This is a genomic window from Micromonospora aurantiaca ATCC 27029, assembly GCF_000145235.1.
Taxonomy (GTDB): domain Bacteria; phylum Actinomycetota; class Actinomycetes; order Mycobacteriales; family Micromonosporaceae; genus Micromonospora; species Micromonospora aurantiaca.
The window spans coordinates 3,592,408-3,616,711 of record NC_014391.1; the positions used below are offsets into that span (position 1 = coordinate 3,592,408).

Below are 24,304 nucleotides of genomic sequence, written 5' to 3' on the forward strand. Positions count from 1 at the left end.
GGTGGACGCGTTGGACGTCGCCCGCTGGCAGTTCGGTGTCACCACCGTCTACCACTTCTTGTTCGTGCCGTTGACCATCGGCCTGTCCGTGCTGGTGGCGATCCTCCAGACCATGTGGCACCGCACCGGCAACGAGCGGTACCTCAAACTCACCAAGTTCTACGGCAAGCTCTTTCTGATCAACTTCGCGATGGGTGTGGTCACCGGCATCGTGCAGGAGTTCCAGTTCGGCATGAACTGGAGTGACTACTCCCGCTTCGTCGGTGACATCTTCGGCGCGCCGCTGGCCATCGAGGCCCTGGTGGCGTTCTTCCTGGAGTCCACGTTCATCGGCCTGTGGATCTTCGGCTGGGACCGGCTGCCCAAGCGCCTGCACCTGGCCGCGATCTGGGCCGCCGCGATCGGCACCAACCTGTCGGCGTACTTCATCCTCGCCGCCAACTCGTTCATGCAGAACCCGGTCGGGTTCCGGATCAACCCGGACAGTGGCCGGGCCGAGCTGACGGACTTCGTCGCCGTGCTCACCAACAAGGTCGCCCTGGTGACCTTCCCGCACACCCTGGCCGGCGCGTTCCTGGTCGCCGGGTCGCTGATGGTCACCGTCGGCCTGTGGCACGTGATGCGCAACCGCGACAGCGCCGACACCGGCGCATACCGCTTCGCCACCAAGCTCGGCTCCTGGGTCGTCCTGATCTCCTCGGCGCTGGTCATCCTCACCGGCGACATCCAGGGCAAGATCATGACCGAGGTGCAGCCGATGAAGATGGCCGCCGCCGAGGGCCTCTACACCACCGAGAGCCCCGCCTCGTTCTCCGTGTTCACCGTCGGCAGCCTCGACGGCAGCCGCGAGCTGTTCGCCGTCAAGATCCCGTACCTGCTGTCGTTCCTCGGCACCGGCGACCCCAACGGCACCGTGCAGGGCATCAACGACCTGCAGGCCCAGTACGCCAGCCAGTACGGCCCCGGCAACTACGCCCCGATCATCCCGGTCACCTACTGGAGCTTCCGCTTCATGATCGGCTTCGGGCTGGCCGCCGCCGCGATCGCGCTGCTGGTGCTGTGGAGCCAGCGCAAGGGCCGCACCCCGACCAGCAAGTGGCTGCTGCGGGCCGGCCTGGTCATGCCCGTGCTGCCGCTGCTGGCCAACTCCTTCGGCTGGATCTTCACCGAGATGGGCCGCCAGCCGTGGATCGTCTTCGGCGAGATGCTCACCCGCGACGGCGTGTCCCGCAGCGTCTCCCTGACCGAGGTGCTCACCTCGTTCACCGCGTTCACCCTCATCTACGCCGTCCTCGCGGTGGTCGAGTTCAAACTGCTGGTCCGCTACGCCCGCGCCGGCGTACCGGACGTCACCCCCCAGTCCGACGACGACGACACCGACGACGCCGAGCGCCCGCTGGCGTTCGCCTACTGACACCCCGGAGCCCAACCGTGGAACTGACGACCGTCTGGTTTCTCCTCGTAGCAGTGCTCTTCACCGGCTACTTCATCCTCGAAGGCTTCGACTTCGGCGTCGGGATGCTGCTGCCGGTGCTCGGCCGCGACGACAGGCAGCGCCGCGTCCTGATCAACACCATCGGCCCGGTCTGGGACGGCAACGAGGTGTGGCTGATCACCGCCGGCGGCGCCATGTTCGCCGCCTTCCCCGAGTGGTACGCCACCCTGTTCTCCGGCTTCTACCTGCCGCTGCTGCTCATCCTGCTGGCCCTGATCGCCCGCGGCGTCGCCTTCGAGTACCGCCACAAGCGGCCCGAGGCGTCCTGGAAGCGCCGCTGGGACCAGGCCATCTTCTGGGGCTCGGCGATCCCGGCCGTGCTGTGGGGCGTGGCGTTCGCCAACATCTTCCGCGGCGTGCCGCTGGACGCCGACCACGAGTACGTCGGCGGCCTGCTCGACCTGCTCAACCCGTACGCGCTGCTCGGCGGCCTGACCACGCTGGGGCTGTTCCTCACCCACGGCGCGGTGTTCCTGGCGCTCAAGACCACCGGTGACATCCGGGAGCGCGCCGGTGCCCTCGCCGTGAAGCTCGGTGTCGGCACCGCCGTGGCCGCCGTGGCGTTCCTGAGCTGGTCGCTGAGCATCCGCTCCAGCGCCGCCGCCGTCGTGCTCGCCGTCGGCGCCGCCCTCGCCCTGCTCGGCGGTCTGGCCGCGGCCAAGGTACGCCGGGAGGGCTGGGCGTTCACCGGCACCGCCGTGGCGATCGCGCTGGCCGTGGCGACGCTGTTCGCCGCGCTGTTCCCGAACGTGATGCCGTCCACCCTCGACGCGGCCGGCACGCTCACCGCCACCAACGCCGCGTCCACCCCGTACACCTTGAAGATCATGACCTGGGTCGCTGTGGTGTTCACGCCGATCGTGCTGGCGTACCAAGGTTGGACGTACTGGGTGTTCCGCCGCCGGATCGGGGTACAGAACATTCCGCAACACTGATCGACCTGTGGGCGCAGGGGCGCGGGGCCGGTGCGAGGGGGTCGCACCGGCCCCGCGGGGCGTTCCGGGGTCAGCGCGCCTCGCGCAGCTCCGCCAGCCGCGCCTCGATCTCGGCCAGCTCGGCGCGCAGCTTCTCCGCCTGCTGCTCGGCCTCGGCCCGCTCGGCGGCCAGGATCTGCTCCACCGCCTCCTGCACCCCGGGAACGTCGACCAGCGCCACCATCCGCAGCGCCTCGGCCGGCTTCACCACGTACGGCCGGGCCAGCGCCTTCGTGCCCTGCTGCGCGGCCACCGTCCACTCGCCCTCGGCGTAGGCCAGCGTGACGGTCAGCCCCGGCGGGGTCTTCGGCTTGGCGGCCTTCACGACCCGCTTCGCCGGCTTCGGCTCCGCCTGCGGCTGCTCGGTCTTCGGTTCCTCCCGCCGCGGCGCCGGCACCCGCGGCGTGTCCAGCACGAACTCCGGCTCCGGCGCGGCCGGCGGCTGCTCCGGTTCCGGCTTCGCCTCGGCGGCCGGACGCCGCCCGGCACCCTTCGGGGCGATCGCCACGTCGGCGGGGGAGAACGGCAGCTCGTCGCGGCCGAACCGCACCACCACGAACTCCTCCGACGCCGCCGGGTCGGTCAGCTCCACCACCTGCCCGAGCTGCCCGGCCATCTGCCCGGCCGCCTCGGTGAACACCACCCGGGGCTTGCGGCCCGCGGCCAGCGCCTCCCGGATCCCCTGAACCTCGTCAGTGGACAAACCCTGACCCGCCATCACGCCCTCTTCCGTACACCTGTTTGACGCAGCCTTGATACCAGCCGGCTGCGACACCGCGATGATCAGCCCCCGAGGGCCCGCAGCGCCGCGTCGGCGTGCTCGTTCATGCTCAGCTCGCTGTGCACCACTGCGAGCACCCGCCGGTCCGTGCCGATCACGAACGTCATCCGCCGGGTGCTCAGCGCGCCCAGCGGCAGCCGCCGCCGCACCCCGAACGCCCGCGCCACCTCGCCGTCGACGTCGGACAGCAGCGGATAGTCGAACCCGTGCCGGCGGGAGAACTCCGCCTGCCGCTGCACCGGATCCCGGCTGATCCCCACCCGAGACGCGCCCACCGCCGCGAACTCCGCCGCCAGATCCCGGAAGTGGCAGCTCTCCGCCGTGCAGCCCCGCGTCATCGCCGCCGGGTAGAAGAACAGCACCACCGGACCGGCGGCCAGGAACTCCGACAGCCGCCGTGGCGTGCCCGTCTCGTCCGGCAGCGTGAAATCCTCGACCAGGTCACCGACACCCACCGCGTCACTCATGACGCGAGGATATGTAGACATCGGCGATCCCGCTCCGTCGTACCCGGCGAGCGGCGGGGAGGCACCGCCGCACGACGCGAAGGACCGACAGTGAGGTACGTGATCATGATCCACTCCAACCCGGAGCCGTGGGGCCACCCCACCTCCGAATACCTCGCCGCCCACCAGGAGCTGCCCGCCGAGGTACGCGACCGGCTCAACGCCGACTTCGAGCAGGTGATGACCGAGCTGCACGCCAACGGGGAGCTGGTCGTCGGCGAGGCGCTCGCCGACCCCCGCACCGCCCGGCTCTACCGGTGGCGCGACGGCGCGCCGCTGGCGACCGACGGCCCGTACTCCGAGGCCAAGGAACACCTCGCCGGTTTCTTCCTCATCGACGTCGAAGACCAGGCCCGCGCCGACGCCGTCGCCGCGAAGTTCGCCGGCCCGGGGGAGACCGTCGAGCTGCGGCCCCTGATGTGGCCGGGCGGGTCCGATCAGTAACGCCCCGCCCCTCGCGGACGTGTGGCGCCGGGAGGCGCCGCACGTCCGCGCCGCGCTGCTGCGCCGCTACGGGCAACCCGACGCCTGCGAGGACGCCCTCCAGGACGCGGCGGAGGCGGCCGCCGCCCGGTGGCCGCTCACCGGCGTGCCCGACGAACCGCGGGCCTGGCTCATCCGGGTCGCCGCGCTCGGCTGATCGACCGGGTGCGCGCCGAGGAGGCCCGCAGCCGCCGCGAGCGGCTCGACGCGGTCCGGCAACCCGGCGCCGGCGTCGTGCCGCCCGTCGACGACACACCCGTGACCGGCGCCGACGACACGCTGCGGCTGCTGTTCCTGTGCTGCCACCCGGCGCTGAGCCGCCCCTCCCAGGTCGCGCTGACCCTGCGCGCGGTCGCGGGACTGCGCGTGGAGCAGATCGCCGCCGCCTACCTGGTGCCGGCCCGGACCATGACCCAGCGGCTGAGCCGGGCCCGCGCGACGCTGCGCGAGGCGGGCGCCCGGTTCACCATGCCGCCGCCGGACGCGCTGCCCGGCCGGGTGGCCGCCGTGCTGGACGTGTGCCACCTGGTGTTCAGCGAGGGCTACACCCGCACCTCCGGCGACCAGCTCCTCGACGTCGAACTCGCCGAGGAGGCGATCCGGCTCACCCGCCAGGTCCACGCCGCGCTGCCCGGCCACCACGAGGTCACCGGCGCGCTGGCGCTGATGCTGCTCACCCACGCCCGGTCGCCCGCCCGCACCGACGCCGCCGGTGACCTCGTGCCGCTGGCCGACCAGGACCGCTCCCGCTGGCGCGGCGACCTCATCGACGAGGGCGTCACGCTGCTCGGCCGGGCCCTGCCCCACGGCCCGGTGGGCCGCTACCAGCTCCAGGCGGCCATCGCCGCCGTGCACGCCGAGGCACCGGCCTTCCCGGACACCGACTGGCTGCAGATCAGCGTCCTCTACGACATGCTGAGCCGGGTCGCCCCCAGCCCGTTCGTCACGCTCAACCAGGCCGTCGCGGTGGCCATGGCGCACGGCCCCGCCGTCGGGCTGGCGCTGCTCGACCCGCTGCTGGCCGACCCGGCGATGCGCGGCCACCACCGGCTGCACGCCGTCCGCGCGCACCTGCTGGAACTCCACGGCGACCCACAGGCCGCCGCCGAGCACTACCGGCTGGCCGCACGGCTGACCGGAAGCCTGCCCGAACAGCGCTACCTCAACCGGCGCCTGAGCCTCCTGACCGGCGTCTCCTGAGCTGCGGCACCGGTCAGGCCGCGCCGTGCTGCACGCCCGGTCAGCGCCACACCGCGGCCACCTCGTCGGCCACCGCGTCGGCCTGGGCGAACCCGGCCCGCGCCGACGCCGCCCGCCGCGCCGGATCCAGCACGTTGCGGCCGATCGCCGTCCGCGCCGCCCGGTCCGGCGACACCACTGCCACCCGCGCCCCCGCCTCCCGCAACGCCGCCACCTGCGCCGACAGCCGCGGCATCGGCCCCACCGCCGCGCGCGTCGGCGCCAGGACCACCACCTGCCCGCACCCGGCCGCCAGGTCCGCGTTCACCGGCGAGCGGACCCCGCCGTCGACGTAGCGCCGGCCGCCGACTGTGACCGGCGGCCACACCCCCGGCACCGCGCAACTCGCGCCGACCGCGTCCACCAGCGGCACCCCGCTGTCCGCGTCGAACACCACGAACTCGCCGGAGGCCGCGTCCACGGCGGTGACCAGCAGCCGCGCCGCCGGCCAGTCCGGCGACGGCAGCCGCGCCGCGATCACCGCCCGCCGTGACTGCTCCGACGGGGTACGCGCCGACAACGCCATCGCGCCGATACGTGCCCGGGCCCGCGCCGCGTCCCGGCCCCGCCCACCGGCCCACGCCCAGCGCAACAGCACGCCCGTCCCGAGCCGGGCCGGCACCTCGTCGCGGGGCGGCCGCAGCTGCGCCTCGTACAACCGCTCCGGCGGCGTACCCGAACGCACCTGCGCCCCCACCACCGACCCGGCCGACGTACCCACCACCAGGTCCGCCTCGTCCAACCGCAGGCCGTGCCCGGCCAGCCCGGCCAGCAGACCCAGCTCCCAGGCCACCCCGGTCACCCCGCCGCCACCCAGCACCAACGCGCGCCCCATGTGACAGTCCTCTCCACCCCGGATGGTCCCGCCCACGGTAACGTCGCCCCCACCGCAAGGCAGGGGAGAAGGGCATTGACCTCCGTCACCATCGTCACCGGGGGAGGACGCGGCATCGGCGCGGCCACCGCCCGCCGGCTCGCCGCCGACGGCCACGACCTGGTCATCGGCTACCGCACCGACCACACCGCCGCCGAATCCGTGGCTGCCGACGTGCGCGCCGCCGGCCGCCGCGCGGTCACCGTCGCCGCCGACACCACCGACCCCGACCAGGTACGCCGCATCTTCGACGCCGCCGACCGGCTCGGCCCGCTCACCGGCCTGGTCAACAACGCCGGCGTCACCAGCCCGATCGGCCCGTTCACCGACCTGCGCGTCGACGACCTGCGCGAGGTCGTCGACGTCAACCTCATCGGGTACGTGCTGTGCGCCCAGCAGGCGGCCCGGCGGCTCACCCGCGGCGGCGCCATCGTCAACGTCTCCTCCGTGGCCGCGACGCTCGGCTCACCCGGCGAGTACGTGCACTACGCCGCCGTCAAGGCCGCCACCGACACGCTCACCGTCGGGCTGGCCAAGGAACTCGCGCCGCACGGTGTCCGCGTCAACGCCGTCGCCCCCGGGATCATCCGCACCACCATCCACGCCCGCTCCGGCGTGCCCGACCGGCCCGACACCGCCGCGGGCCGGATCCCGATGGGCCGCGCAGGGGAACCCGAGGAGGTCGCCGGCGCGATCGCGTACCTGCTCGGCCCGGACGCCTCGTACACAACGGGCGCGGTCCTGCGCGTCGGCGGCGGTCTCTGACCCGGCGGCGGCCCGGGGATCTCCACCCCCGGGCCGCCGCGTCGCGTCTCCTACTGGGTGAACAGCTTCGCCGCCGTGATCAGCGTCTGCACCACGCCGTAGCCCAGCAGCGCCGACACCACCAGCCACGACACCACCAGACGGGCCCGCTGCCCGCCACCGGTCCGCTCGTTCACGATCCGCTCCTCTCCGCCGTCACCGGCTGCCCCGGTCCCGTCTCGTCCCGCCCGGACGCGGGCTCGTGGTAACGCTGCGGCACCGGCCGCACCAGCAGGTTCGCCACCAGACCCACCGCCAGCACGCCGACCATCGTGAACAGCGCCGGCCGGTACGCCGCCGCGGTCAACGTGCCCGGCTCGCCCTGCGCGTCGAGGAACGCGTTGACGATCAGCGGCCCGGCCACGCCCGCCGCCGACCACGCGGTCAGCAGCCGGCCGTGGATCGCGCCCACCTCGAACGTGCCGAACAGGTCCCGCAGGTACGCCGGCACGGTGGCGAACCCGCCGCCGTAGAACGACAGGATCACGCACGCCAGCAGCACGAACAACGCCGTCGCGGTCTGCCCCACCAGCGCCAGCAGCAGGTACAGCACCATGCCCACACCCAGGTACACCATGTAGATCGGCTTGCGGCCGATCACATCCGACGTGGACGACCACACGAACCGGCCCGCCATGTTGAACAGCGACAACAGCCCCACGAACCCGCCGGCCGCCGCCACCGACACCGCCGACGTGCCACCCTCGCGGAAGAAGTCCTGGATCATCGGGCTGGCCTGCTCCAGGATCCCGATACCCGCCGTCACGTTGCAGAACAGCACCACCCACAGCAGCCAGAACGACCGCGTCCTGACCGCGTTGGCCGCCGACACGTTCGCTGTCGTCACCAGCGGCTTGTCCGCCACCCGAGCCGGGTCGAACCCGGCCGGCCGCCAGTCCGCCGCCGGCACCCGCACGTTGAACACCCCGAACATCATGATCACGAAGTAGCCGACGCCGAGCGTCACGAACAACCACACCAGCGCCGGCCCCGACGCCGTGGAACCGCTGTTCGCCGGGTCGTAGGCCGGGTCGTAGAACGACAGCAGCTGCCGGGACAGGGGAGAGGCCACCATCGCCCCGCCACCGAACCCCATGATCGCCAAGCCGGTCGCCAGACCCGGCCGGTCCGGGAACCACTTGATCAACGTGGAGACGGGGGAGATGTACCCGATCCCCAGACCGATCCCGCCCAGCACCCCGTACCCCAGATACAGCAACCACAGCTGCCCGGTCGCGATACCCAGCGCCCCCACCAGGAACCCCGCCGCCCAGAAACACGCCGAGACGAACATCGCCTTACGCGGCCCGTTCGCCTCCACCCACGTACCGGCCACCGCGGCCGACAACCCCAGCATCACGATCGCGATACTGAAGATCACCCCGATCGCCGTCTGACCGGTGTCGAAATGCGCGATCAGGGAGTTCTTGTACACGCTCGTGGCGTAGACCTGCCCGATGCACAGATGGATCGCCAGCGCCGCCGGAGGAATCAGCCAACGGCTGTACCCCGGCGGCGCGACGGTGTGCCGACGATCGAGTGCGGAAAGCATCAGTGCTTCCTCCGTCCGGATGGCGAGAACACCCCGGTTCATGCCCCTGCCGCACGCTGCACCCAAACCCGCCCCGCGCCGGACGGCCGAAACGCTGCGCCGAACGGTCACCGCCGTCCCGGCCCGTCATCACCCCACCACCGGCAGTCATCCCCGGCCCGGGATGCGACGATGACCGGGTGAAGATCCTGTCCATCCAGTCGTCGGTCGCCTACGGCCACGTCGGCAACTCCGCCGCCGTGTTCCCGCTGCAACGCCTCCGCCACGAGGTCTGGCCGGTCCTGACCGTGCACTTCTCCAACCACACCGGCTACGGCGCCTGGCGCGGCCCTCTGCTCGCCCCCACCGACGTCGCCGACGTCATCGCCGGCATCGAGGACCGCGGCGTGCTCGGCACCGCCGACGCCGTCCTCTCCGGCTACCAGGGCGACCCCGCCGTCGGCGCCGTCATCCTCGACGCCGTCGCCCGCGTCAAGGCCGCCAACCCGGCCGCCCTCTACTGCTGCGACCCGGTCATGGGCGACGTCGGCCGCGGCATGTTCGTCCGCCCCGGCATCCCCGAATACCTCCGCGACACAGTCGTCCCGCGCGCCGACATCGTCACCCCCAACCAGTTCGAGCTGGAATTCCTCGCCGGCCGCACCACCGACACCGTCGACGACCTGCTCGCCGCCGTCGACACCGTCCGCGCCACCGGCCCCCGGCACGTCCTGGTCACCAGCGTCCTGCACGGCGACCTGCCCGCCGGCCACCTGGAAGTCGTCGCCGTCTCCGACGACGGCGCCTGGGCCGTCACCACCCCGCTGCTGCCGATCGCCCCCAACGGCGGCGGCGACGTCACCGCCGCCCTCTACCTCGCCCACCTCGCCACCACCGGCTCACCGAAGACCGCACTGGAACGCACCACCAACTCGATCTACGCGGTACTCGAGGCGACCCTCGAAGCCGGTACCCGCGAACTGCAACTCGTCGCCGCCCAGGACGCCATCGCCGACCCACCCACCCGCTTCACCGCCCGCCGGCTGCGCTGACCGACAGCGCGGGTGCACCTGCCGCGCGGGTGCACCCGCGCGGCGACTCGCCGCTCGAACAGGTGGACGACCCCACCGCCCACCAGGCAGGATGCGGACGTGCCACCGCACCCGGCAACCGACGACCCCGCGTTCGCCCAACGGCTGCGCGACCTCACCCGGCTGCGCCGCGTCCGCGACCGCATCGACCGCGAATACGCCAAACCCCTCGACGTCGAAGCCCTCGCCCGCGGCGAACACATGTCCGCCGGCCACCTCAGCCGGCAGTTCCGCCAGACCTACGGCGAATCCCCGTACGCGTACCTCATGACCCGCCGCATCGAACGCGCCATGGCCCTGCTGCGCCGCGGCGACCTCAGCGTCACCGACGTCTGCTTCGCCGTCGGCTGCCAGTCCCTGGGCACCTTCAGCACCCGCTTCACCGAACTCGTCGGCGAACCACCCAGCGCCTACCGCGCCCGCCACGCACCCGACACCGCCGAACCACCCCCGTGCCTGACCAAACAGGCGACCCGACCGATCAGGAATCGAGAAGCCCGCACCGGCCGACCACCACTAGCGTGACCACCATGACGATCACCATTCACTACGCCTTCCTGCCCCACACCGACGCCGACGCCGCCCTCGCCTTCTACCGCGACACCCTCGGCTTCGAACTGCGCAACGACGTCGGCTACAACAACATGCGCTGGCTCACCGTCGGCCCACCCAACCAGCCCGAGACCGGCATCGTCCTGCACCCGCCGGCCGCCGACCCCGGCATCACCGACGACGAACGCCGCACCATCCTCGAACTCATCGCCAAGGGCAGCTACGGCGCGCTCACCCTCGCCACCGACGACCTCGACGGCCTGTTCGACCGCCTCCAGGCCTCCGGCGCCGACGTCGTCCAGGAACCCACCGAACAGCCCTACGGCGTCCGCGACTGCGCCTTCCGCGACCCCACCGGCAACCTCATCCGCATCAACGAGCGGCGCTGACCCACCCCATGACCGACGCACCCCGCACCCGCGCCCGCCGCCGCAACGACACCACCCACCGCCTCGAAAACGACGTCGACTGCTGGGTCGCCACCGCCGAACCCGACGGCACCCCGTACCTCGTGCCCCTGTCCTTCGACTGGGACGGCCACACACTGCTCGTCGCCACCCCGGCCGACAGCCCCACCGGCCGCAACCTCGCCGGCGGCCGCGCCCGCGTCGGCCTCGGCCCCACCCGCGACGTCACCATGATCGACGGCGATGTCGAAACCCTCGCCCTCGACGCCCTGCCCACCGGCCGAGGCGACCGCTTCGCCACCCGAACCGGCTTCGACCCCCGTACCCTGACCACGCCCTACCGCTGGTACCGCATCACGCCACACCGCATACAAGCCTGGCGCGAAGCCGACGAGCTACCCGGCCGCACCCTGATGCGCGACGGCCGCTGGCTCGACTGACACCCGCACCACCGGACGGAGAGACCATGAGCAAGGCCACCACCGGCCTGCACCACGCCGACAGCCACGACATCATCCGCGTCCACGGCGCCCGCGAGAACAACCTGCGCAACGTCGACGTCGAGATACCCAAACGCCGCCTCACCGTGTTCACCGGCGTCTCCGGCTCCGGCAAGAGCTCACTGGTCTTCGGCACCATCGCCGCCGAGTCCCAGCGCCTCATCAACGAGACCTACAGCGCCTTCGTCCAGGGCTTCATGCCCACCCTGTCCCGCCCCGAGGTCGACATCCTCGAAGGCCTCACCACCGCCATCATCGTCGACCAGGAACGCATGGGCGCCGACCCCCGCTCCACGGTCGGCACCGCCACCGACGTCAACGCCATGCTGCGCATCCTGTTCAGCCGCCTCGGCGACCCCCACATCGGCCCACCCAACGCCTACTCCTTCAACGTCCCCTCCGTACGCGCCGCCGGCGCCATCACCGTCGACCGCGGCCCCGGCAAGACCCAGACCAAGAAGGGCACCTTCAACCGCCTCGGCGGCATGTGCCCCCGCTGCGAGGGCCGCGGCGCCGTCACCGACTTCGACCTCACCGTCCTCTACGACGAGAAGCTCTCCCTCAACGAGGGCGCCATCACCATCCCCGGCTACAGCATGGACGGCTGGTACAGCCGCACCTTCCGCTCCAGCGGCCTGTTCGACCCCGACAAGCCCATCCGCGACTACACCAGACGCGAACTCGACGACCTGCTCTACAAGGAGCCCACGAAGATCAAGGTCGACGGCATCAACGTCACCTACACCGGCCTCATCCCCGCCATCAGCAAGTCGATGCTCGCCAAGGACGTCGACGCCATGCAGCCCCACATCCGCGCCTTCGTCGAACGCGCCGTCACGTTCACCACCTGCCCCGACTGCGACGGCACCCGGCTCGCCCCCGAAGCCCGCTCCTCGAAGATCAACGGCATCAACATCGCCGACGCCTGCGCCATGCAGATCAGCGACCTCGCCACCTGGGTACGCGACCTGCACCAACCCTCCGTCGGCCCGCTGCTCAAGGCACTGGGGGACACCCTCGACTCCTTCGTCGAGATCGGCCTCGGCTACCTCAGCCTCGACCGCCCCGCCGGCACCCTCTCCGGCGGCGAGGCCCAGCGCACCAAGATGATCCGCCACCTCGGCTCGTCCCTCACCGACGTCACCTACGTCTTCGACGAACCCACAATCGGCCTGCACCCGCACGACATCGCCCGCATGAACAACCTCCTGCTCCAACTCCGCGACAAGGGCAACACCGTCCTCGTCGTCGAACACAAACCCGAGACCATCGCCATCGCCGACCACGTCGTCGACCTCGGCCCCGGCGCCGGCACCGCCGGCGGCACCATCTGCTACGAAGGCACAGTCGCCGGCCTGCGCGCCAGCGACACCACCACCGGCCGCCACCTCGACGACCGCGCCACCCTCAAGGACAAGCTGCGTACGCCCACCGGCACCCTGCCGATCCGCAGCGCCCGCACCCACAACCTGCGCGACGTCGACGTCGACATCCCCCTGGGCGTCCTGGTCGTCGTCACCGGCGTCGCCGGCTCCGGCAAGAGCAGCCTCATCCACGGCTCACTGGCCAAACGCGAGGACGTCGTCAGCGTCGACCAGACCGCCATCCGCGGCTCCCGCCGCAGCAACCCCGCCACCTACACCGGCCTGCTCGACCCCATCCGCAAGGCCTTCGCCAAGGCCAACGGCGTCAAACCCGCCCTGTTCAGCGCCAACTCCGAAGGCGCCTGCCCGACCTGCAACGGCGCCGGCGTCATCTACACCGACCTCGGCATGATGGCCGGCGTCGCCAGCACCTGCGAGGACTGCGAAGGCAAGCGCTTCCAGCCCGCCGTCCTCGACTACCACCTCGGCGGACGCGACATCAGCGAGGTCCTCGCCATGTCCGTCGACGAAGCCGAGACGTTCTTCAGCGACGGCGAGGCCCGCACCCCGGCCGCCCACACCATCCTCGACCGGCTCGCCGACGTCGGCCTCGGCTACCTCACGCTCGGTCAGCCCCTCACCACGCTGTCCGGCGGCGAACGGCAGCGGCTCAAGCTCGCCACCCGGATGGGGGACAAGGGCGGCGTGTACGTCCTCGACGAACCCACCACCGGCCTGCACCTGGCCGACGTCGCCCAACTGCTCGGCCTGCTCGACCGGCTCGTCGACACGGGGAAGTCCGTCATCGTGATCGAGCACCACCAGGCCGTCATGGCGCACGCCGACTGGATCATCGACCTCGGTCCGGGCGCCGGACACGACGGCGGCCGGATCGTTTACGAGGGCACCCCGGCGGATCTCGTGGCGGCCCGGTCGACGCTCACGGGCGAACACCTGGCCGACTACGTCGGCGCCTGACCGCCGGACGGCAGCACAGGGGAGAGGCCCGGCGGAGGGCCCCACGACAAGGATGCGCGGGCACGTCCCTTCAGGGCTCAAGTTGAATGTTCACCGGGTCGACGAATTCGACCCGCAGCCGATCATCAGACAGGATGTCGACTACCTGCTGCCAGTGCGCGGCACGCCGGCCGCAGACCGCGCGCAGGCGCTCGACGCCCGGCCTCTCTCCTTCCGCGTCGACCCGCCTCAAGGTCGCCAGGCCGACCTCAGCGGTGGCGGCGCTCAGCGTCGCGGTCACCCGGCCGACCTGCTGGACGACCTCGTCCACGTGCCGGGTCAGCTCAGCCACCCGGGCTTCGACGGATTGGTCGCGTCGAGACAGCGACTCCAGGCCGTCCGGCTTCTCGATGACCAACTCGTCGAACACCGGCACAGGTGGCGGGAAGCGGAGATCCGCGACGTGCACGAGCTCCACCGCCTCGGTGACGAGCCGGCAGAACTGCGCCCGGTGCAGCCAGTACCAAGCGCGGTCCTCCGCCATCCTCGCCAGCAGCCGCCATGTCCGATCATCCAGCTCGAGCCACTTGATCAGGTCGTGGACATCCGCCCGCCACGGCGGCTCACAACGCTGGTGCCAGTTTCGCTCCAGCAGCGCCGCCCCGTCGTGAAGCAGCTTCTTGACATACGCCGCGATCCGAATACGGGTGACGTTCTCGGGGCGCCGCAGGACCGATCGCATCGGCTGGTCCAGGTCCAGTTGAAGGAACCGAAAGTCGTCACTGCCGCGGAGGCGACCGAAGTCCGGGTCACTGCTGGCGATCCAACTGCGCAGCCGTGAGGCCACACCGGTCTGCGTGGTGGCCTGGAGCGAGACCTGCCCGGCGACCTTGCTGCCAGCGCTGGCCAGCACGGCCTGGAGTTCGATCACCGCGTACTCGGTCAGCAAGCGTTGGCGCTGGTCGTCACCGAGTTCGCCGGGAGGAGCGGGAGCGACACCTGCCGCCGGACTCGGTGGGGGAACGGGGAGATAGCCGTACAGCCCGTAGGCGTATGCAGCCGCCGCCTGGTAGTAGTCCAGGTAGCCCAGACGCCCCGGGCCGAGCCGATGACGACGCTGTGCGCGGATGACGGCGTCGCGAAGCGACTCCGGCTGGACAGGCCAGCTCCGCACCATCGTCTCGACTCGCCGGTACAGCCGTCGCGGCCACCAGCGTCGCAGGTTCCGCGCATCGCCATCAGCTTCTGCTCGGCAAACCAGCCGACCTCGACGCCGGCAACCGTCAGCTGGTCCTGGGCCAAGTCGTGTACGGCGCGGGCGAGCCGGAGCGGCGCCCACACGTCTCGCGCGAAGCGAAGCAGGCCTCTGGTCACCTCGGAGCGGGTTCCGCGGACCAACCACGCCAGGGCTGCGTCCTCGTGCAACCGGTGAAACTCCTGGAGCGCGGCCAGGTTGAGCAGCACCCGAGCGGTGGCCGGGGCACCTAGCATCTCCTTGACCTGCTGTTGCGCCTCGGCACGGTCCGCCGCATCGCGAAAGGAAGACAACAACGGCCAGTACCGCCCCACGAAGACCGCGATCAACCGATCCTTGATCTGGTCGCGGAGAACCTTCCGCTCTCCGACGGCATCGACGGCGAACCAGTCCTCCGCTGTGCGTTCCGAATACGCCAGAGTCTTCGCGTACTGGTAGCGCAGGCGGATGAGCTCCCGGCGACGGCGGATGGCCCACAGCATCGAGATGGGGTAGCGGAAGGGGTGCCTCCACCGGTCCCGTCTGCGGGTCCAGAGCGAGGCGGTGTAGCGGCTCTCCAACTCACCGAGGCAGAGTGCCCCGTGGTACGTGTCCAGGGCGGCGAGGAACAGACCCAGGTCTTCCTGAACGCTGGCCACCATCATGCGGATGTCGGAGTTGAAGGGGTCCAGGCGAAGAGCTTCCCGATACCACCAGAGCGCGTCGTCGAGACGCCGCTCGTCGTGCCGCTTCTTGGCCTCGTTGTACGCCTCGAACAGCCCGGTCGGCAGGTCGCGGAGTCGCCACGTCCGCCACGGTGCCTCATCAGCCAGGCGAGTCACCGGCAGAATCTTGGCCATCGTCCAGTAGGCCGCCTTACACGTGGCGTCTTCCCAGGTCATGCCCCACTCGGTAGTCGTCGCGCTGCCTGTGGCACCAGCGAACGACGTGACCGTGACCGAGACGCCGTAACAGGGCTCCTGCTTCCGCTCCTGGAGAGTCGCCCTGATCATGTAACCCGTCCGGGGCCAGAGCCGCGCCATGAACTTCGGCAGGACCGCCAACGGGTTCGTGAACGTTCCCGGCTCCTCGCCGAGGACATCGAGGAAGTTCTGCGCCGGGAGGGTCGTCGGGCCCGCGTACGGCGGATAGATGCTGGTGGTGGCGAGTTGACGGCAGAACCGGCTCTTCAGGTACGCCGCCCGGCCGGTGTCGTTCGCGTCCGCGGCGTTCTCGAAGTCACGCACGTCGACCGCCCCTGGACGGTGTGCGAGCCACTCACGGCGGAAGTTGCGCCACGCGACGAAGGCCGCCAGGAACAGGAACAGTATCCCGATCCGTCGCCACAGCTCAGTGGACCGGTCGAAGGCACGAGCTACACCGATCAGGAGGAGACGGAATGGCTCCAGCAACTCCCAGTCGCTCTGACCGGTCGGGACGGCGCCGGACCGAGCTAGGCGGTCGAGTGCCAGGAGCAGCGCCACCGTGCTGACGATTCCGAGGACGAGCCAGGGCGCTGGTTTCGGGATCGGCAGGGGCGAGGGCGCGGTGCGGGCCTTGCTGAAGATCCGATGGGGGGACCGGACCTTCCAGGACTCGGGGCGTGGGTTCCTCTGCTCGGCGTGATCGTGCCGGTTGTCCATCGAGAACGCTCCTGACGACCGCCCGGAACTGCGGTTCCAGGCTAAGTGGCCAGGTAGCGGGGAACTGGAAAACGGCGGATCGGTTGTCATGCCCGGAAAGCAGGCCATACTCTAGCGACCCTTGCTTTCCGGCCCGTGGGTTCGACGTGGCCCACCCGGTTCGATAATGTACATTATGTCAAGTATCGCTGAGGTGGGAGCTCCCCGAGCGCCCGCGCGAGGCAGGTGACCGCTTTTGCGGGCCTTCGGGGTGCCGGAGGGTCAAGCAGTCACCCCCTGTCGTGCTGCGGGACCGCGTGCTCCACCTGGCGAGCGCTGGCAGCGGCAGCAAGCTCGCCGCGAGCCGGCTCGCACCTCCGGACACGATGTCGCCGCCGTTGCGCCCAGGCACCAATCATCGGGCCGGCCCACCCACCAGGCGACCCGCGCATCCCCCGCCGGATCCCACCTCGCTCCACCCACCGTCCGCCGATCATGAAGTTGGCGGCGACAAATTAGACGGCACTCCCGGCCAACCTCATGATCGCCGGAGCCGCCGCCAGTTCGCCGATGTGGCTGCATCGGAGCACTGGGATTACCGCCATCTCGGCGAGATGGAGTTGATCATGGCTTTGATCGCCCGCGCTCCCCTGATGCGCCTCCTGACGGGAACGCGAGAATCATGCATAATATCCCTTATGCATGACAAACCGGACGGAACGGTAGGCGCTCTTATTGAGGAGTTCCTGACCGCCCGGGCCACCCGTAAGCCCTCCCCCCACACCCTGGCCGCGTACCGGCGGGATCTGACCACTGTGGCCGAGCTGGTGGCGGCGGCCGGTGACGCCTCTCCCCTGCGCCTACCGGTCAGCACCCTCTCCCCCAAGGTGATGCGCGCGGCGTTCGCGCGGTTCGCCGCTCCCCGTGCCGCCGCGTCGGTCCATCGTGCCTGGTCGACGTGGAACAGCTTCTTCACGTTCCTGGTCGCCGAGGGTGTCGTACCGGGGAATCCGATGCCGGCGGTGGGGCGGCCCCGTACGCCGCTCCCCCGGCCCAAGCCGCTGCGGGGCGAGGACACCCCGGAGGAGTTGCTGGCGGCGGTGGCCCGGGCGGAGGGCCGGCAGCGTGATCCGTGGCCGGAGCGCGACCTGGCGGTGCTGGCGCTGGCGTTGTGCGCGGGGTTGCGGCTGTCGGAGCTGCTGGCGCTGCGGGTGTCGTCGGTGGCCGGGCGCGACGGTGAGCGGCGGGTGGACGTGGCGGGCAAGGGCGGGCGGCCGCGTACGGTGCCGATCGAGGACGGCGTGGACCGGGTGCTGGCGGGTTATCTGGACAGCCGGCGGCTCCGGTTCGGGTCGCGCAGTGTGCGGCCGGACGCGCCGTTCCTGGTGGATCGTCAGGGTGAGGCGTTGCGGCGGGGTGGTCTGCAGTACCTGGTGGAGTCGTGTTACCGGCGGTCGGGCATCGGTGACCGGGTGCCTCGGGGTGCGCGGTTGCACGCGTTGCGGCACACGTTCGCGACGCGGTTGGCGGAGGACGGGGCGAGCGCGGCGGAGATCATGCGGTTGCTGGGGCACGCGTCGTTGGCGTCGTCGCAGACGTACATCGAGGTGACGGCGGGTCAGCAGCGGGCGGCGGTGGCGGCGAACCGTACCAACCGGGCGTTGTCGGGGCTGGCGCCGCGGCGGTGAGTGTCGTGCGGCGGGCGGCGTGTGGGGTGGCGCGCTGGCAGGATCGGCGAGATGCGGGTGGGTGCGGCGCGGGCGGTGGCTGTCGGGTGGGTGCGGGAGCGGATGCGCGTCGACCCGTCGATCGAGGGGGCGTTGTTCAGCGGGTCGACTGTGGGGTTGCCGGACGACGCGGTGCTGCCGGTGTGGTCGGACGTGGACGTGCTGCTGGTACGCCGGGAGCCCGGTGTGAAGGTGGGCAAGTTCGTGCACCGGGGGGTGCTGCTGGAGGTCAGCACTGTCACGTGGGAGGAGTTGGGTGGCCCGGAGGACGTGCTGGGGTCGTGGGTGTTCGCGCCGATGTTCCGTACCGATGGGGTGATCGCGGATCCGTCGGGGCGGCTGGCCGCAGTGCGGGAGCGGGTGGCGGCGGGGTTCGCGGATCCGGTGTGGGTGCGGGAGCGGTGCGCGGGGGTGCGGCGGCGCATCGAGGCCGGGTTGCGGGCGGTGGGCGGTTCGGCGCCGGTGGCGGAGCAGGTGCTGGCGTGGGTGTTTCCGACGTCGTTGCTGGCGGTGTGGCCGGCGGTGGCGGGTCTGGCGGATCCGACGGTGCGGCGGCGGTACGTGCGGGCGGAGCGGGTGCTGTCGCGGTTCGGGTTCGCGGATCGGTACGCGGGCCTGCTGGACACGCTCGACGGCGGCGGGGTGGGTGTGGACGCGGCGCGGGTGCGGGAGCATCTGGCCGGGTTGGCGGTGGTGTTCGACGAGGTGTCGCGGTTGCCGCGGGAGGGGTTCGCGTTCGGGGCGGATCTGGGCGCTGCGGGGCGTCCGGTGGTGTTCGACGGTGCGGCTGAGCTGATCGAGGCGGGCCGGCATCGGGAGGCGATGTTCTGGGTGCTGGTGACGTGGGCGCGGTGTCATGTGGTGTCGGGCGTGGTGGCGCCGGAGTGGGAGCGGGCGTTCGGGGCGGTGCTGGCTGATCTGGGGGTGGCGTCGGCGGCGGACCGGCGGCGGCGGGCGGACGGTTTGCTGGCGGCGTTGCCGGGGTGGCAGTCGGTGGTGGATGCGGTGGCGGTGGAGGCTGTGGCAGGCTGAGGGGAACGCGACTGGCGGCACGGGGATGGGTGAACCATCGGGGAGCTCGTCGCGGGGGTCGACCGCCTGGGCCTCCGCGGGCGAGGTGTCGTATGTCTTCTGCGCGGTTGTTGCCGGGTGCCCCGGTGGCGGAGCAGGTGTTGTCGGAGGTCGCCGCGTCGGTGGCGGAGCTGCGTGCGGCGGGGGTGACGCCGGCGCTGGCGACGGTGCTGGTGGGTGACGACGACGCGAGCGCGGGTTATATCCGGATCAAGCAGCGTCAGGCGGCGGAGCTGGGGTTCGTGTCGCCGCACGTGCATCTGCCGGCGTCGGCGTCGCAGGCGGATCTGCATGCGGTGCTGGCGGATTTCAACGCGGACAAGACGGTGCACGGGGTGCTGGTGCAGTATCCGATTCCGGGTCACCTGGACTACGACCGGGCGTTGGCGGTGCTGGATCCGGACAAGGACGTGGACGGGATGCATCCGGTGAACATGGGCTGGCTGGCGTTGGGGTTGCCGGGTCCGTTGCCGTGTACGCCGGCGGGGATCGAGGCGTTGCTGGCGTTCCACGGTGTGCCGGTGGCGGGCCGGGAGGTGGTGATCCTGGGCCGGGGTGCGACGTTGGGTCGGCCGCTGGCGATGTTGCTGGCGCAGAAGCGGCCGACGGCGAACGCGGCGGTGACTGTGGTGCACACGGGGGTGGCGGACTGGCCGCGGTACACGCGGCGGGCGGAGATCCTGATCGCGGCGGCGGGGGTGCCGGGGATCGTGCGGCCGGAGCATGTGCGTCCGGGTGCGGTGGTGGTCGGTGGCGGGGTGCGGTACGAGGGGCGGCGGCTGCTGCCGGACGTGGACGAGTCGTGTGCCGAGGTGGCGGGGGCGATCACGCCGCGTGTGGGCGGGGTGGGTCCGACGACGGTGGCGATGTTGTTCCGCAACGCGGTGGAGGCGGCGCGGCGGCAGAGCGGTCTGGGCTGAGCGTCAGCCGAGGTCGACGACGAGGGGCCGGTGGTCGGAGATGGTCGCCAGCGGGGTGTGGACGGCGGTGACGGCCGGCAGCCGGTCGAGCCCGTGCCGGTCGGCGAGGATGTGGTCGAGCTGGACGCGGGGTTGCCCGGCCGGGTAGGTGGGGCGGCGGGCCAGGGGCTGCCAGCGGGTGAGCGCGGCGGCGGGTCCGGCGGGCAGGTTGAGGTCGCCGAGCAGGATCCGGGGTGCGGGCAGGGTGCGCAGGACGCGCACGACGCGGCGTAGTTGCCAGATGTTCCAGCCGGGGACGAAGGACAGGTGGGTGGCGGCGACGGTGAGGGGGCCGTGGGGGGTGTCGAGGACGGCGGCGAGCACGACGCGGGGTTCGTCGCGGAGCAGGACGAGTCCGCCGCCGGGGCCGGGTGCGTAGATGGGTGAGCGGATGGGGGCAGCGCGCAGGCGGGTGACCTGCCAGGAGCGGACGGGGTGGCGGCTGATGAGGCCGATGCCGTAGAGGGGTTCGCCGTGGCCGTCGTCGTCGTGGGTGAGGGGGCGGAACTGTTCGCCGGGGGTGCCGACGACGGCGGCGGCGAAGCGGTGGTGGTCGGCGTGCAGGGCGCGGGCGGCCACGGCGGTGAGGTCGAGTTTGCCGCTGCGGGTCTGGTCGCGGTCGACTTCCTGGAGGGCGAGGACGTCGGCGTCGAGGTCGGTGACGGCGGCGGTGAGCCGGTCGGGGTCGACGAGCCCGTCGGTGAGGGATCGGCCGTGCAGCAGGTTGAAGGTGGCCAGGCGCACCTGGACACCCTACGTCGTCGTGGGAGTCTTGCTGGGTGCTGAAACTGCTGTGCTGTTCGATGCTGGTGTTCGTGGCGGTGGGGTCGGTCGGGGTGTGGTTGCGGCGTCGCCGGGGGCGGTGAGGCTGGCCACAGGTGGTCTCGTCGCTGGTGGCGGCGTGGGCAGAATGCGTCGGTGGATGCCCTGTCGTTGACGACGTTGCTGACCGCTGCCCTTCTGGCGGGGTGGGTGGACGCGGTGGTGGGTGGCGGCGGTCTGTTGTTGTTGCCGGCGTTGCTGGTGGCGGCGCCGGGTGTGCCGGTGGCGACGGCGTTGGGCACGAACAAGCTGGCGGCGATCTTCGGTACGTCGACGGCGGCGGTGACGTACGCGCGGCGCACGAAGCTGGACTGGGCGGTGGCGGGTTCGGCGGCCGGGTTGGCGGTGCTGACGGCGGGGTTGGGTGCGGCGTTGGCGGGTGCGGTGCCGGGTAGCGCGTACCGGCCGGTGGTGCTCGTGGTGCTGGTGGCGGTGGCGGTGTTCGTGCTGGCGCGGCCGTCGCTTGGTGTGGTGGCGTCGCCGCAGCGGCGGACCCCCGCGCGGGTGGTGGTGGCGGTGGCGGTGGCCGGTCTGGGTATCGCTCTGTACGACGGGTTGATCGGGCCGGGTACCGGCACGTTCCTGGTGCTGGCGTTCACCGCGATTCTGGGTTCGGATTTCGTGCATGCCTCGGCGATGGCGAAGGTCGTGAACGCGGGCACGAACCTGGGCGCGCTTGTGGTGTTCGGGTTGACCGGGCACGTCTGGTGGGCGTTGGGCGCGGCGATGGCGGTGTGCAACGTGGTGGGGGCGGCTGTGGGCGCGCGGATGGCGTTGCGGCGGGGCGCCGGGTTCGTGCGGGTGGTGCTGCTGGTGGTGGTGCTGGCGCTGGTGGCCCGGTTGGGTTACGACCAGTGGACGGCGGGCTGATCGCGGTGGCGGTGCGGGCGGAGCACGACCGGGCGGTGCTGGCGGGTCTGCTGGGCCGGGATCCGGTGTTGCACGCGTACCAGTTGGGTGATCTGGACGATTTCTTCTGGCCGTACACGTCGTGGTTCCGGCGTGGCGACCAGGTGGTGTTGCTGTATCACGGGGTGGAGTTGCCGACGTTGCTGGCGTTCGCGGCGCCGGAGCGGGTGGCGGAGATGGCCGGGTTGCTGACGGAGGCGGCGCCGGTGTTGCCGGCGCGGATGTGGGCGCACCTGTCCCCCGGTCTGGAGGCGACGCTGGGCCGCTGGTTCGTGGTGTCGGAGGCGGCGGCGCATCACCGGATGGCGTTGACGGATCCGGGGCGGCTGGCGGCGGTGCCGGCGGTGGGTGAGCCGTTGGGGCCGGCGGACGCGGCGGAGCTGGCCGCGTTGTACGCGGTGGCGTATCCGGGGAACTGGTTCGATGCGCGGATGCTGGAGACGGGCCAGTACGTGGGGGTGCGGGAGCACGGCCGGCTGGTGGCGGTGGCGGGGGTGCACGTGTTCTCGCCGCGTTGGCGGGTGGCGGCGCTGGGGAACGTGACGACGCATCCGGACGTGCGGGGTCGTGGTCTGGGTGCGGGTGTGGTGGCGGCGTTGTGTGCCCGGCTGCGCGCGTCTGTGGATCATGTGACGTTGAACGTGCGGGCGGACAACGCGGCGGCGGTGCGGTTGTACGAGCGGTTGGGGTTCTCCCGGGTGGCCGGGTTCACCGAGTGCGCGTTGACGTCAGCGGCCGCGGCTGGGTGAGTCGAACCGGCCGGCGCGGATCTCGCGCAGGGCCCGGCGGCGGGTGTCGCCGCGCAGGGTGTCGACGTAGAGGCGTCCGCGCAGGTGGTCGGTCTCGTGTTGCAGGGCGCGGGCGAGGAAGCCGCTGCCGGTGACGGTGAGCGGCTCGCCGTGCTGGTCGTAGCCGTGGGCGGTGGCGTGCAGCGCGCGGGGGGTCGGGAAGTACAGGCCGGGGATGGACAGGCAGCCCTCCTCGTCGTCCTGGAGTTCGTCGGACACCTCCAGCGTGGGGTTGATCATGTGGCCGCGGTGGCCGTCGGCGTCGTAGACGAACACCTGGGCGTTGACGCCGATCTGGGGTGCGGCGACGCCGGCGCGGCCGGGTGCGCCGAGCAGCGTGTCCATCAGGTCGGTGACGAGGGCGCGCAGTTCGGCGTCGAAGCTGGTGACGGGTTCGCTGGGGGTGCGCAGCACGGGGTCGCCGATGATCCGGATGGGGCGCATAGTCATGTCCGGAAGGCTATCCGTTGCTTACCGCTGCGCGGGGGGCACCCGCCGGGGCGGTGGGGCTCGTAGGGTGTGCGGACACTGTCGCAGGGAGGCCGCCGTATGTATCCGCCGATCGAGCCGTACGCGCACGGGATGCTGGATGTCGGGGACGGGCAGCGCGTGTACTGGGAGACGTGCGGCAATCCGGACGGGCGGGCGGCGCTGGTGGTGCACGGTGGGCCCGGTTCGGGGGCGGGCGCGTCGTGGCGGCGGCTGTTCGATCCGGCCGCGTACCGGATCGTGTTGTTCGACCAGCGTGGTTGTGAGCGCAGCGCTCCCCCGGCGTCGGATCCGTCCACTGACCTGTCGGTGAACACCACCGGGCATCTGCTGGCCGACATGGAGCTGCTGCGCGCGCATCTGGGGATCGACAGGTGGCTGCTGTGCGGCGCGTCGTGGGGGTCGTCGCTGGCGCTGGCGTACGCGCAGCGGCACCCGGGGCGGGTCAGCGCGCTGGTGCTGTTCAGCGTGGTCGCCAACACGAACCGGGAGATCGAGTGGGTGACCCGGGACATGGGCCGGGTGTTCCCGCAGGAGTGGGCGCGGTTCCGTGGCGGGGTGCCCGAGGCCGACCGTGACGGTGACCTGTCGGCGGCGTACGCGCGGCTGGTGAACGACCCGGACCCGGCGGTGCGGGAGCAGGCGGCGCGGGACTGGTGCGAGTGGGAGGACGTGCACGTGTCGCTCGCCGGTGGGTTCGCGCCGGATCCCCGGTTCGACGATCCGGTGTTCCGGTACGGGTTCGCCCGGCTGGTGACGCACTACTTCGCGAACCGGGGTTTCCAGCCGGACGGGCAGGTGCTGCGCGACGCGGGCCGCCTGGCGGGCATTCCGGGGGTGCTGGTGCAGGGCCGGCTGGACGTCAGCGGGCCGCCGGACATCGCGTGGCTGCTGACCCGGGGCTGGCCGGACGCGCGGCTGGAGATCGTGGAGTCCGGCGGTCACGGCGGCGGGCACGGCATCGGCGAGCGGGTCGTCGCCGCCCTCGACGAGTTCGCCGCCGCCGGCTGAGCCGCCGCGCACGGCCGCCACCGCCCGCGTAGCCCGAGGCGCCGCGCACGGCCGCTACCGGCCCGCGGAGCCGCCGCGAGAAGGCCGGGCCGCCGCGAGAAGGCCGGGCCGCCG

General features: G+C 71.7%; 24 protein-coding genes, 1 pseudogene and 1 riboswitch. Of the genes and pseudogenes, 16 read left to right on the plus strand and 9 right to left on the minus strand.

Going from position 1 to position 24,304, the window contains the following annotated elements:
* Position 1 precedes the first annotated feature (1 nt).
* Together MICAU_RS15830 and cydB are read left to right on the plus strand one after the other, a co-directional pair.
* Complete coding sequence (locus MICAU_RS15830) at positions 2-1,414, plus strand: cytochrome ubiquinol oxidase subunit I (RefSeq protein ID WP_179945456.1); 1,413 nt, start codon at positions 2-4, stop codon at positions 1,412-1,414.
* 17 nt (positions 1,415-1,431) lie between these two features.
* Positions 1,432-2,430 carry a cytochrome d ubiquinol oxidase subunit II gene (cydB, locus tag MICAU_RS15835; protein WP_013286337.1) on the plus strand — a complete coding sequence of 333 codons (999 nt, stop codon included), beginning with the start codon at positions 1,432-1,434 and terminating at the stop codon, positions 2,428-2,430.
* 70 nt (positions 2,431-2,500) lie between these two features.
* On the opposite strand, the gene MICAU_RS15840 is transcribed toward cydB, so the two are convergent.
* Complete coding sequence (locus MICAU_RS15840) at positions 2,501-3,187, minus strand: hypothetical protein (RefSeq protein WP_013286338.1); 687 nt, start codon at positions 3,185-3,187, stop codon at positions 2,501-2,503.
* 65 nt (positions 3,188-3,252) lie between these two features.
* Entirely contained in the window at positions 3,253-3,717 is a 465-nt protein-coding gene (locus MICAU_RS15845) for a peroxiredoxin (protein WP_221488069.1), read from the minus strand.
* 90 nt (positions 3,718-3,807) lie between these two features.
* Here MICAU_RS15845 and MICAU_RS15850 point away from each other — a divergent pair, with 90 nt between their 5' ends.
* A complete protein-coding gene (locus MICAU_RS15850; RefSeq protein WP_041799033.1) occupies positions 3,808-4,200 on the plus strand; it encodes a YciI family protein in 393 nt (130 codons plus the stop codon).
* Positions 4,201-4,219: 19 nt separating this feature from the next.
* Positions 4,220-5,439, plus strand: a pseudogene (locus MICAU_RS15855) (RNA polymerase sigma factor).
* A gap of 40 nt (positions 5,440-5,479) precedes the next feature.
* Here MICAU_RS15855 and MICAU_RS15860 read toward each other — a convergent pair.
* Positions 5,480-6,313 (minus strand): patatin-like phospholipase family protein, encoded by an 834-nt coding sequence (locus MICAU_RS15860; RefSeq protein WP_013286343.1) that lies wholly within the window; start codon positions 6,311-6,313, stop codon positions 5,480-5,482.
* 75 nt (positions 6,314-6,388) lie between these two features.
* Between MICAU_RS15860 and MICAU_RS15865 the strand changes: the two genes are divergently transcribed.
* Positions 6,389-7,117, plus strand: coding sequence for an SDR family NAD(P)-dependent oxidoreductase (locus tag MICAU_RS15865; RefSeq protein ID WP_013286344.1), 729 nt, complete (start codon positions 6,389-6,391; stop codon positions 7,115-7,117).
* A 50-nt stretch (positions 7,118-7,167) separates the two neighbouring features.
* Here MICAU_RS15865 and MICAU_RS33455 read toward each other — a convergent pair whose 3' ends face one another.
* Both MICAU_RS33455 and MICAU_RS15870 read right to left on the minus strand, forming a co-directional pair.
* Positions 7,168-7,293, minus strand: a complete 126-nt coding sequence (locus tag MICAU_RS33455; RefSeq protein ID WP_013286345.1) for an MFS transporter small subunit — start codon at positions 7,291-7,293, stop codon at positions 7,168-7,170.
* On the minus strand, positions 7,290-8,708 hold the full coding sequence (locus tag MICAU_RS15870) for an OFA family MFS transporter (protein ID WP_013286346.1): 1,419 nt from the start codon (positions 8,706-8,708) through the stop codon (positions 7,290-7,292). Before MICAU_RS15870 ends, MICAU_RS33455 begins: the two co-directional genes overlap by 4 nt.
* 179 nt (positions 8,709-8,887) lie before the next feature.
* Here MICAU_RS15870 and pdxY point away from each other — a divergent pair, with 179 nt between their 5' ends.
* The 5 genes from pdxY to MICAU_RS15895 all read left to right on the plus strand — a co-directional run bounded on the left by pdxY (position 8,888) and on the right by MICAU_RS15895 (position 13,579).
* Positions 8,888-9,739, plus strand: coding sequence for a pyridoxal kinase PdxY (gene pdxY, locus MICAU_RS15875; protein WP_013286347.1), 852 nt, complete (start codon positions 8,888-8,890; stop codon positions 9,737-9,739).
* 99 nt (positions 9,740-9,838) lie between these two features.
* The gene (locus MICAU_RS15880) at positions 9,839-10,303 is read left to right on the plus strand and encodes a helix-turn-helix transcriptional regulator (RefSeq protein ID WP_013286348.1); all 465 of its coding nucleotides are present in this window, start codon (positions 9,839-9,841) and stop codon (positions 10,301-10,303) included.
* A 5-nt stretch (positions 10,304-10,308) separates the two neighbouring features.
* Entirely contained in the window at positions 10,309-10,719 is a 411-nt protein-coding gene (locus MICAU_RS15885) for a VOC family protein (RefSeq protein WP_013286349.1), read from the plus strand.
* A gap of 8 nt (positions 10,720-10,727) precedes the next feature.
* Positions 10,728-11,177, plus strand: a complete 450-nt coding sequence (locus MICAU_RS15890) for a pyridoxamine 5'-phosphate oxidase family protein (RefSeq protein ID WP_013286350.1) — start codon at positions 10,728-10,730, stop codon at positions 11,175-11,177.
* Between the two features lie 26 nt (positions 11,178-11,203).
* On the plus strand, positions 11,204-13,579 hold the full coding sequence (locus MICAU_RS15895) for an ATP-binding cassette domain-containing protein (RefSeq protein WP_013286351.1): 2,376 nt from the start codon (positions 11,204-11,206) through the stop codon (positions 13,577-13,579).
* A 70-nt stretch (positions 13,580-13,649) separates the two neighbouring features.
* Here the strand turns inward: MICAU_RS15895 and MICAU_RS15900 are convergent, their stop codons facing one another.
* Positions 13,650-14,507, minus strand: coding sequence for a hypothetical protein (locus MICAU_RS15900; RefSeq protein ID WP_013286352.1), 858 nt, complete (start codon positions 14,505-14,507; stop codon positions 13,650-13,652).
* Positions 14,501-16,435 (minus strand): hypothetical protein, encoded by a 1,935-nt coding sequence (locus tag MICAU_RS15905; protein WP_013286353.1) that lies wholly within the window; start codon positions 16,433-16,435, stop codon positions 14,501-14,503. The genes MICAU_RS15900 and MICAU_RS15905 overlap by 7 nt, the downstream gene beginning before the upstream one ends.
* A 677-nt stretch (positions 16,436-17,112) precedes the next feature.
* On the opposite strand from MICAU_RS15905, the gene MICAU_RS15910 reads away from it, so the two are divergent.
* The 3 genes from MICAU_RS15910 to MICAU_RS15920 all read left to right on the plus strand — a co-directional run bounded on the left by MICAU_RS15910 (position 17,113) and on the right by MICAU_RS15920 (position 20,132).
* Positions 17,113-18,102 carry a tyrosine-type recombinase/integrase gene (locus MICAU_RS15910; protein WP_041799035.1) on the plus strand — a complete coding sequence of 330 codons (990 nt, stop codon included), beginning with the start codon at positions 17,113-17,115 and terminating at the stop codon, positions 18,100-18,102.
* Between the two features lie 51 nt (positions 18,103-18,153).
* Positions 18,154-19,173, plus strand: coding sequence for a hypothetical protein (locus tag MICAU_RS15915; protein ID WP_013286355.1), 1,020 nt, complete (start codon positions 18,154-18,156; stop codon positions 19,171-19,173).
* A riboswitch (ZMP/ZTP riboswitch) is annotated at positions 19,171-19,252 on the plus strand. Its footprint overlaps the gene before it by 3 nt.
* Before the next feature lie 13 nt (positions 19,253-19,265).
* Complete coding sequence (locus MICAU_RS15920) at positions 19,266-20,132, plus strand: bifunctional 5,10-methylenetetrahydrofolate dehydrogenase/5,10-methenyltetrahydrofolate cyclohydrolase (protein ID WP_013286356.1); 867 nt, start codon at positions 19,266-19,268, stop codon at positions 20,130-20,132.
* Positions 20,133-20,135: 3 nt separating this feature from the next.
* On the opposite strand, the gene MICAU_RS15925 is transcribed toward MICAU_RS15920, so the two are convergent.
* Positions 20,136-20,915: an endonuclease/exonuclease/phosphatase family protein gene (locus tag MICAU_RS15925; RefSeq protein WP_013286357.1), complete on the minus strand. Its 780-nt coding sequence runs from the start codon at positions 20,913-20,915 to the stop codon at positions 20,136-20,138.
* A gap of 174 nt (positions 20,916-21,089) precedes the next feature.
* Between MICAU_RS15925 and MICAU_RS15930 the strand changes: the two genes are divergently transcribed.
* Together MICAU_RS15930 and MICAU_RS33460 are read left to right on the plus strand one after the other, a co-directional pair.
* Complete coding sequence (locus MICAU_RS15930) at positions 21,090-21,863, plus strand: sulfite exporter TauE/SafE family protein (protein ID WP_174361713.1); 774 nt, start codon at positions 21,090-21,092, stop codon at positions 21,861-21,863.
* Positions 21,848-22,651 carry a GNAT family N-acetyltransferase gene (locus MICAU_RS33460; protein ID WP_013286359.1) on the plus strand — a complete coding sequence of 268 codons (804 nt, stop codon included), beginning with the start codon at positions 21,848-21,850 and terminating at the stop codon, positions 22,649-22,651. Before MICAU_RS15930 ends, MICAU_RS33460 begins: the two co-directional genes overlap by 16 nt.
* Here MICAU_RS33460 and def read toward each other — a convergent pair.
* Positions 22,631-23,140: a peptide deformylase gene (def, locus tag MICAU_RS15940; RefSeq protein WP_030272226.1), complete on the minus strand. Its 510-nt coding sequence runs from the start codon at positions 23,138-23,140 to the stop codon at positions 22,631-22,633. The genes MICAU_RS33460 and def overlap by 21 nt on opposite strands.
* Before the next feature lie 99 nt (positions 23,141-23,239).
* On the opposite strand from def, the gene pip reads away from it, so the two are divergent.
* Positions 23,240-24,190, plus strand: a complete 951-nt coding sequence (pip, locus tag MICAU_RS15945) for a prolyl aminopeptidase (protein WP_013286361.1) — start codon at positions 23,240-23,242, stop codon at positions 24,188-24,190.
* Positions 24,191-24,304: the final 114 nt, after the last annotated feature.

Bases quoted from the DNA above. Each gene is read 5' to 3' on its own strand.
- MICAU_RS15840 (WP_013286338.1), bottom strand. From the start codon at position 3,187: ATGGCGGGTCAGGGTTTGTCCACTGACGAGGTTCAGGGGATCCGGGAG.
- MICAU_RS15845 (WP_221488069.1), bottom strand. From the start codon at position 3,717: ATGAGTGACGCGGTGGGTGTCGGTGACCTGGTCGAGGATTTCACGCTG.
- MICAU_RS15860 (WP_013286343.1), bottom strand. From the start codon at position 6,313: ATGGGGCGCGCGTTGGTGCTGGGTGGCGGCGGGGTGACCGGGGTGGCC.
- MICAU_RS15870 (WP_013286346.1), bottom strand. From the start codon at position 8,708: ATGCTTTCCGCACTCGATCGTCGGCACACCGTCGCGCCGCCGGGGTAC.
- MICAU_RS15885 (WP_013286349.1), top strand. From the start codon at position 10,309: ATGACGATCACCATTCACTACGCCTTCCTGCCCCACACCGACGCCGAC.
- MICAU_RS15890 (WP_013286350.1), top strand. From the start codon at position 10,728: ATGACCGACGCACCCCGCACCCGCGCCCGCCGCCGCAACGACACCACC.
- MICAU_RS15895 (WP_013286351.1), top strand. From the start codon at position 11,204: ATGAGCAAGGCCACCACCGGCCTGCACCACGCCGACAGCCACGACATC.
- MICAU_RS15905 (WP_013286353.1), bottom strand. From the start codon at position 16,435: ATGGACAACCGGCACGATCACGCCGAGCAGAGGAACCCACGCCCCGAG.
- MICAU_RS15910 (WP_041799035.1), top strand. From the start codon at position 17,113: ATGCATGACAAACCGGACGGAACGGTAGGCGCTCTTATTGAGGAGTTC.
- MICAU_RS15915 (WP_013286355.1), top strand. From the start codon at position 18,154: ATGCGGGTGGGTGCGGCGCGGGCGGTGGCTGTCGGGTGGGTGCGGGAG.
- MICAU_RS15920 (WP_013286356.1), top strand. From the start codon at position 19,266: ATGTCTTCTGCGCGGTTGTTGCCGGGTGCCCCGGTGGCGGAGCAGGTG.
- def (WP_030272226.1), bottom strand. From the start codon at position 23,140: ATGACTATGCGCCCCATCCGGATCATCGGCGACCCCGTGCTGCGCACC.
- pip (WP_013286361.1), top strand. From the start codon at position 23,240: ATGTATCCGCCGATCGAGCCGTACGCGCACGGGATGCTGGATGTCGGG.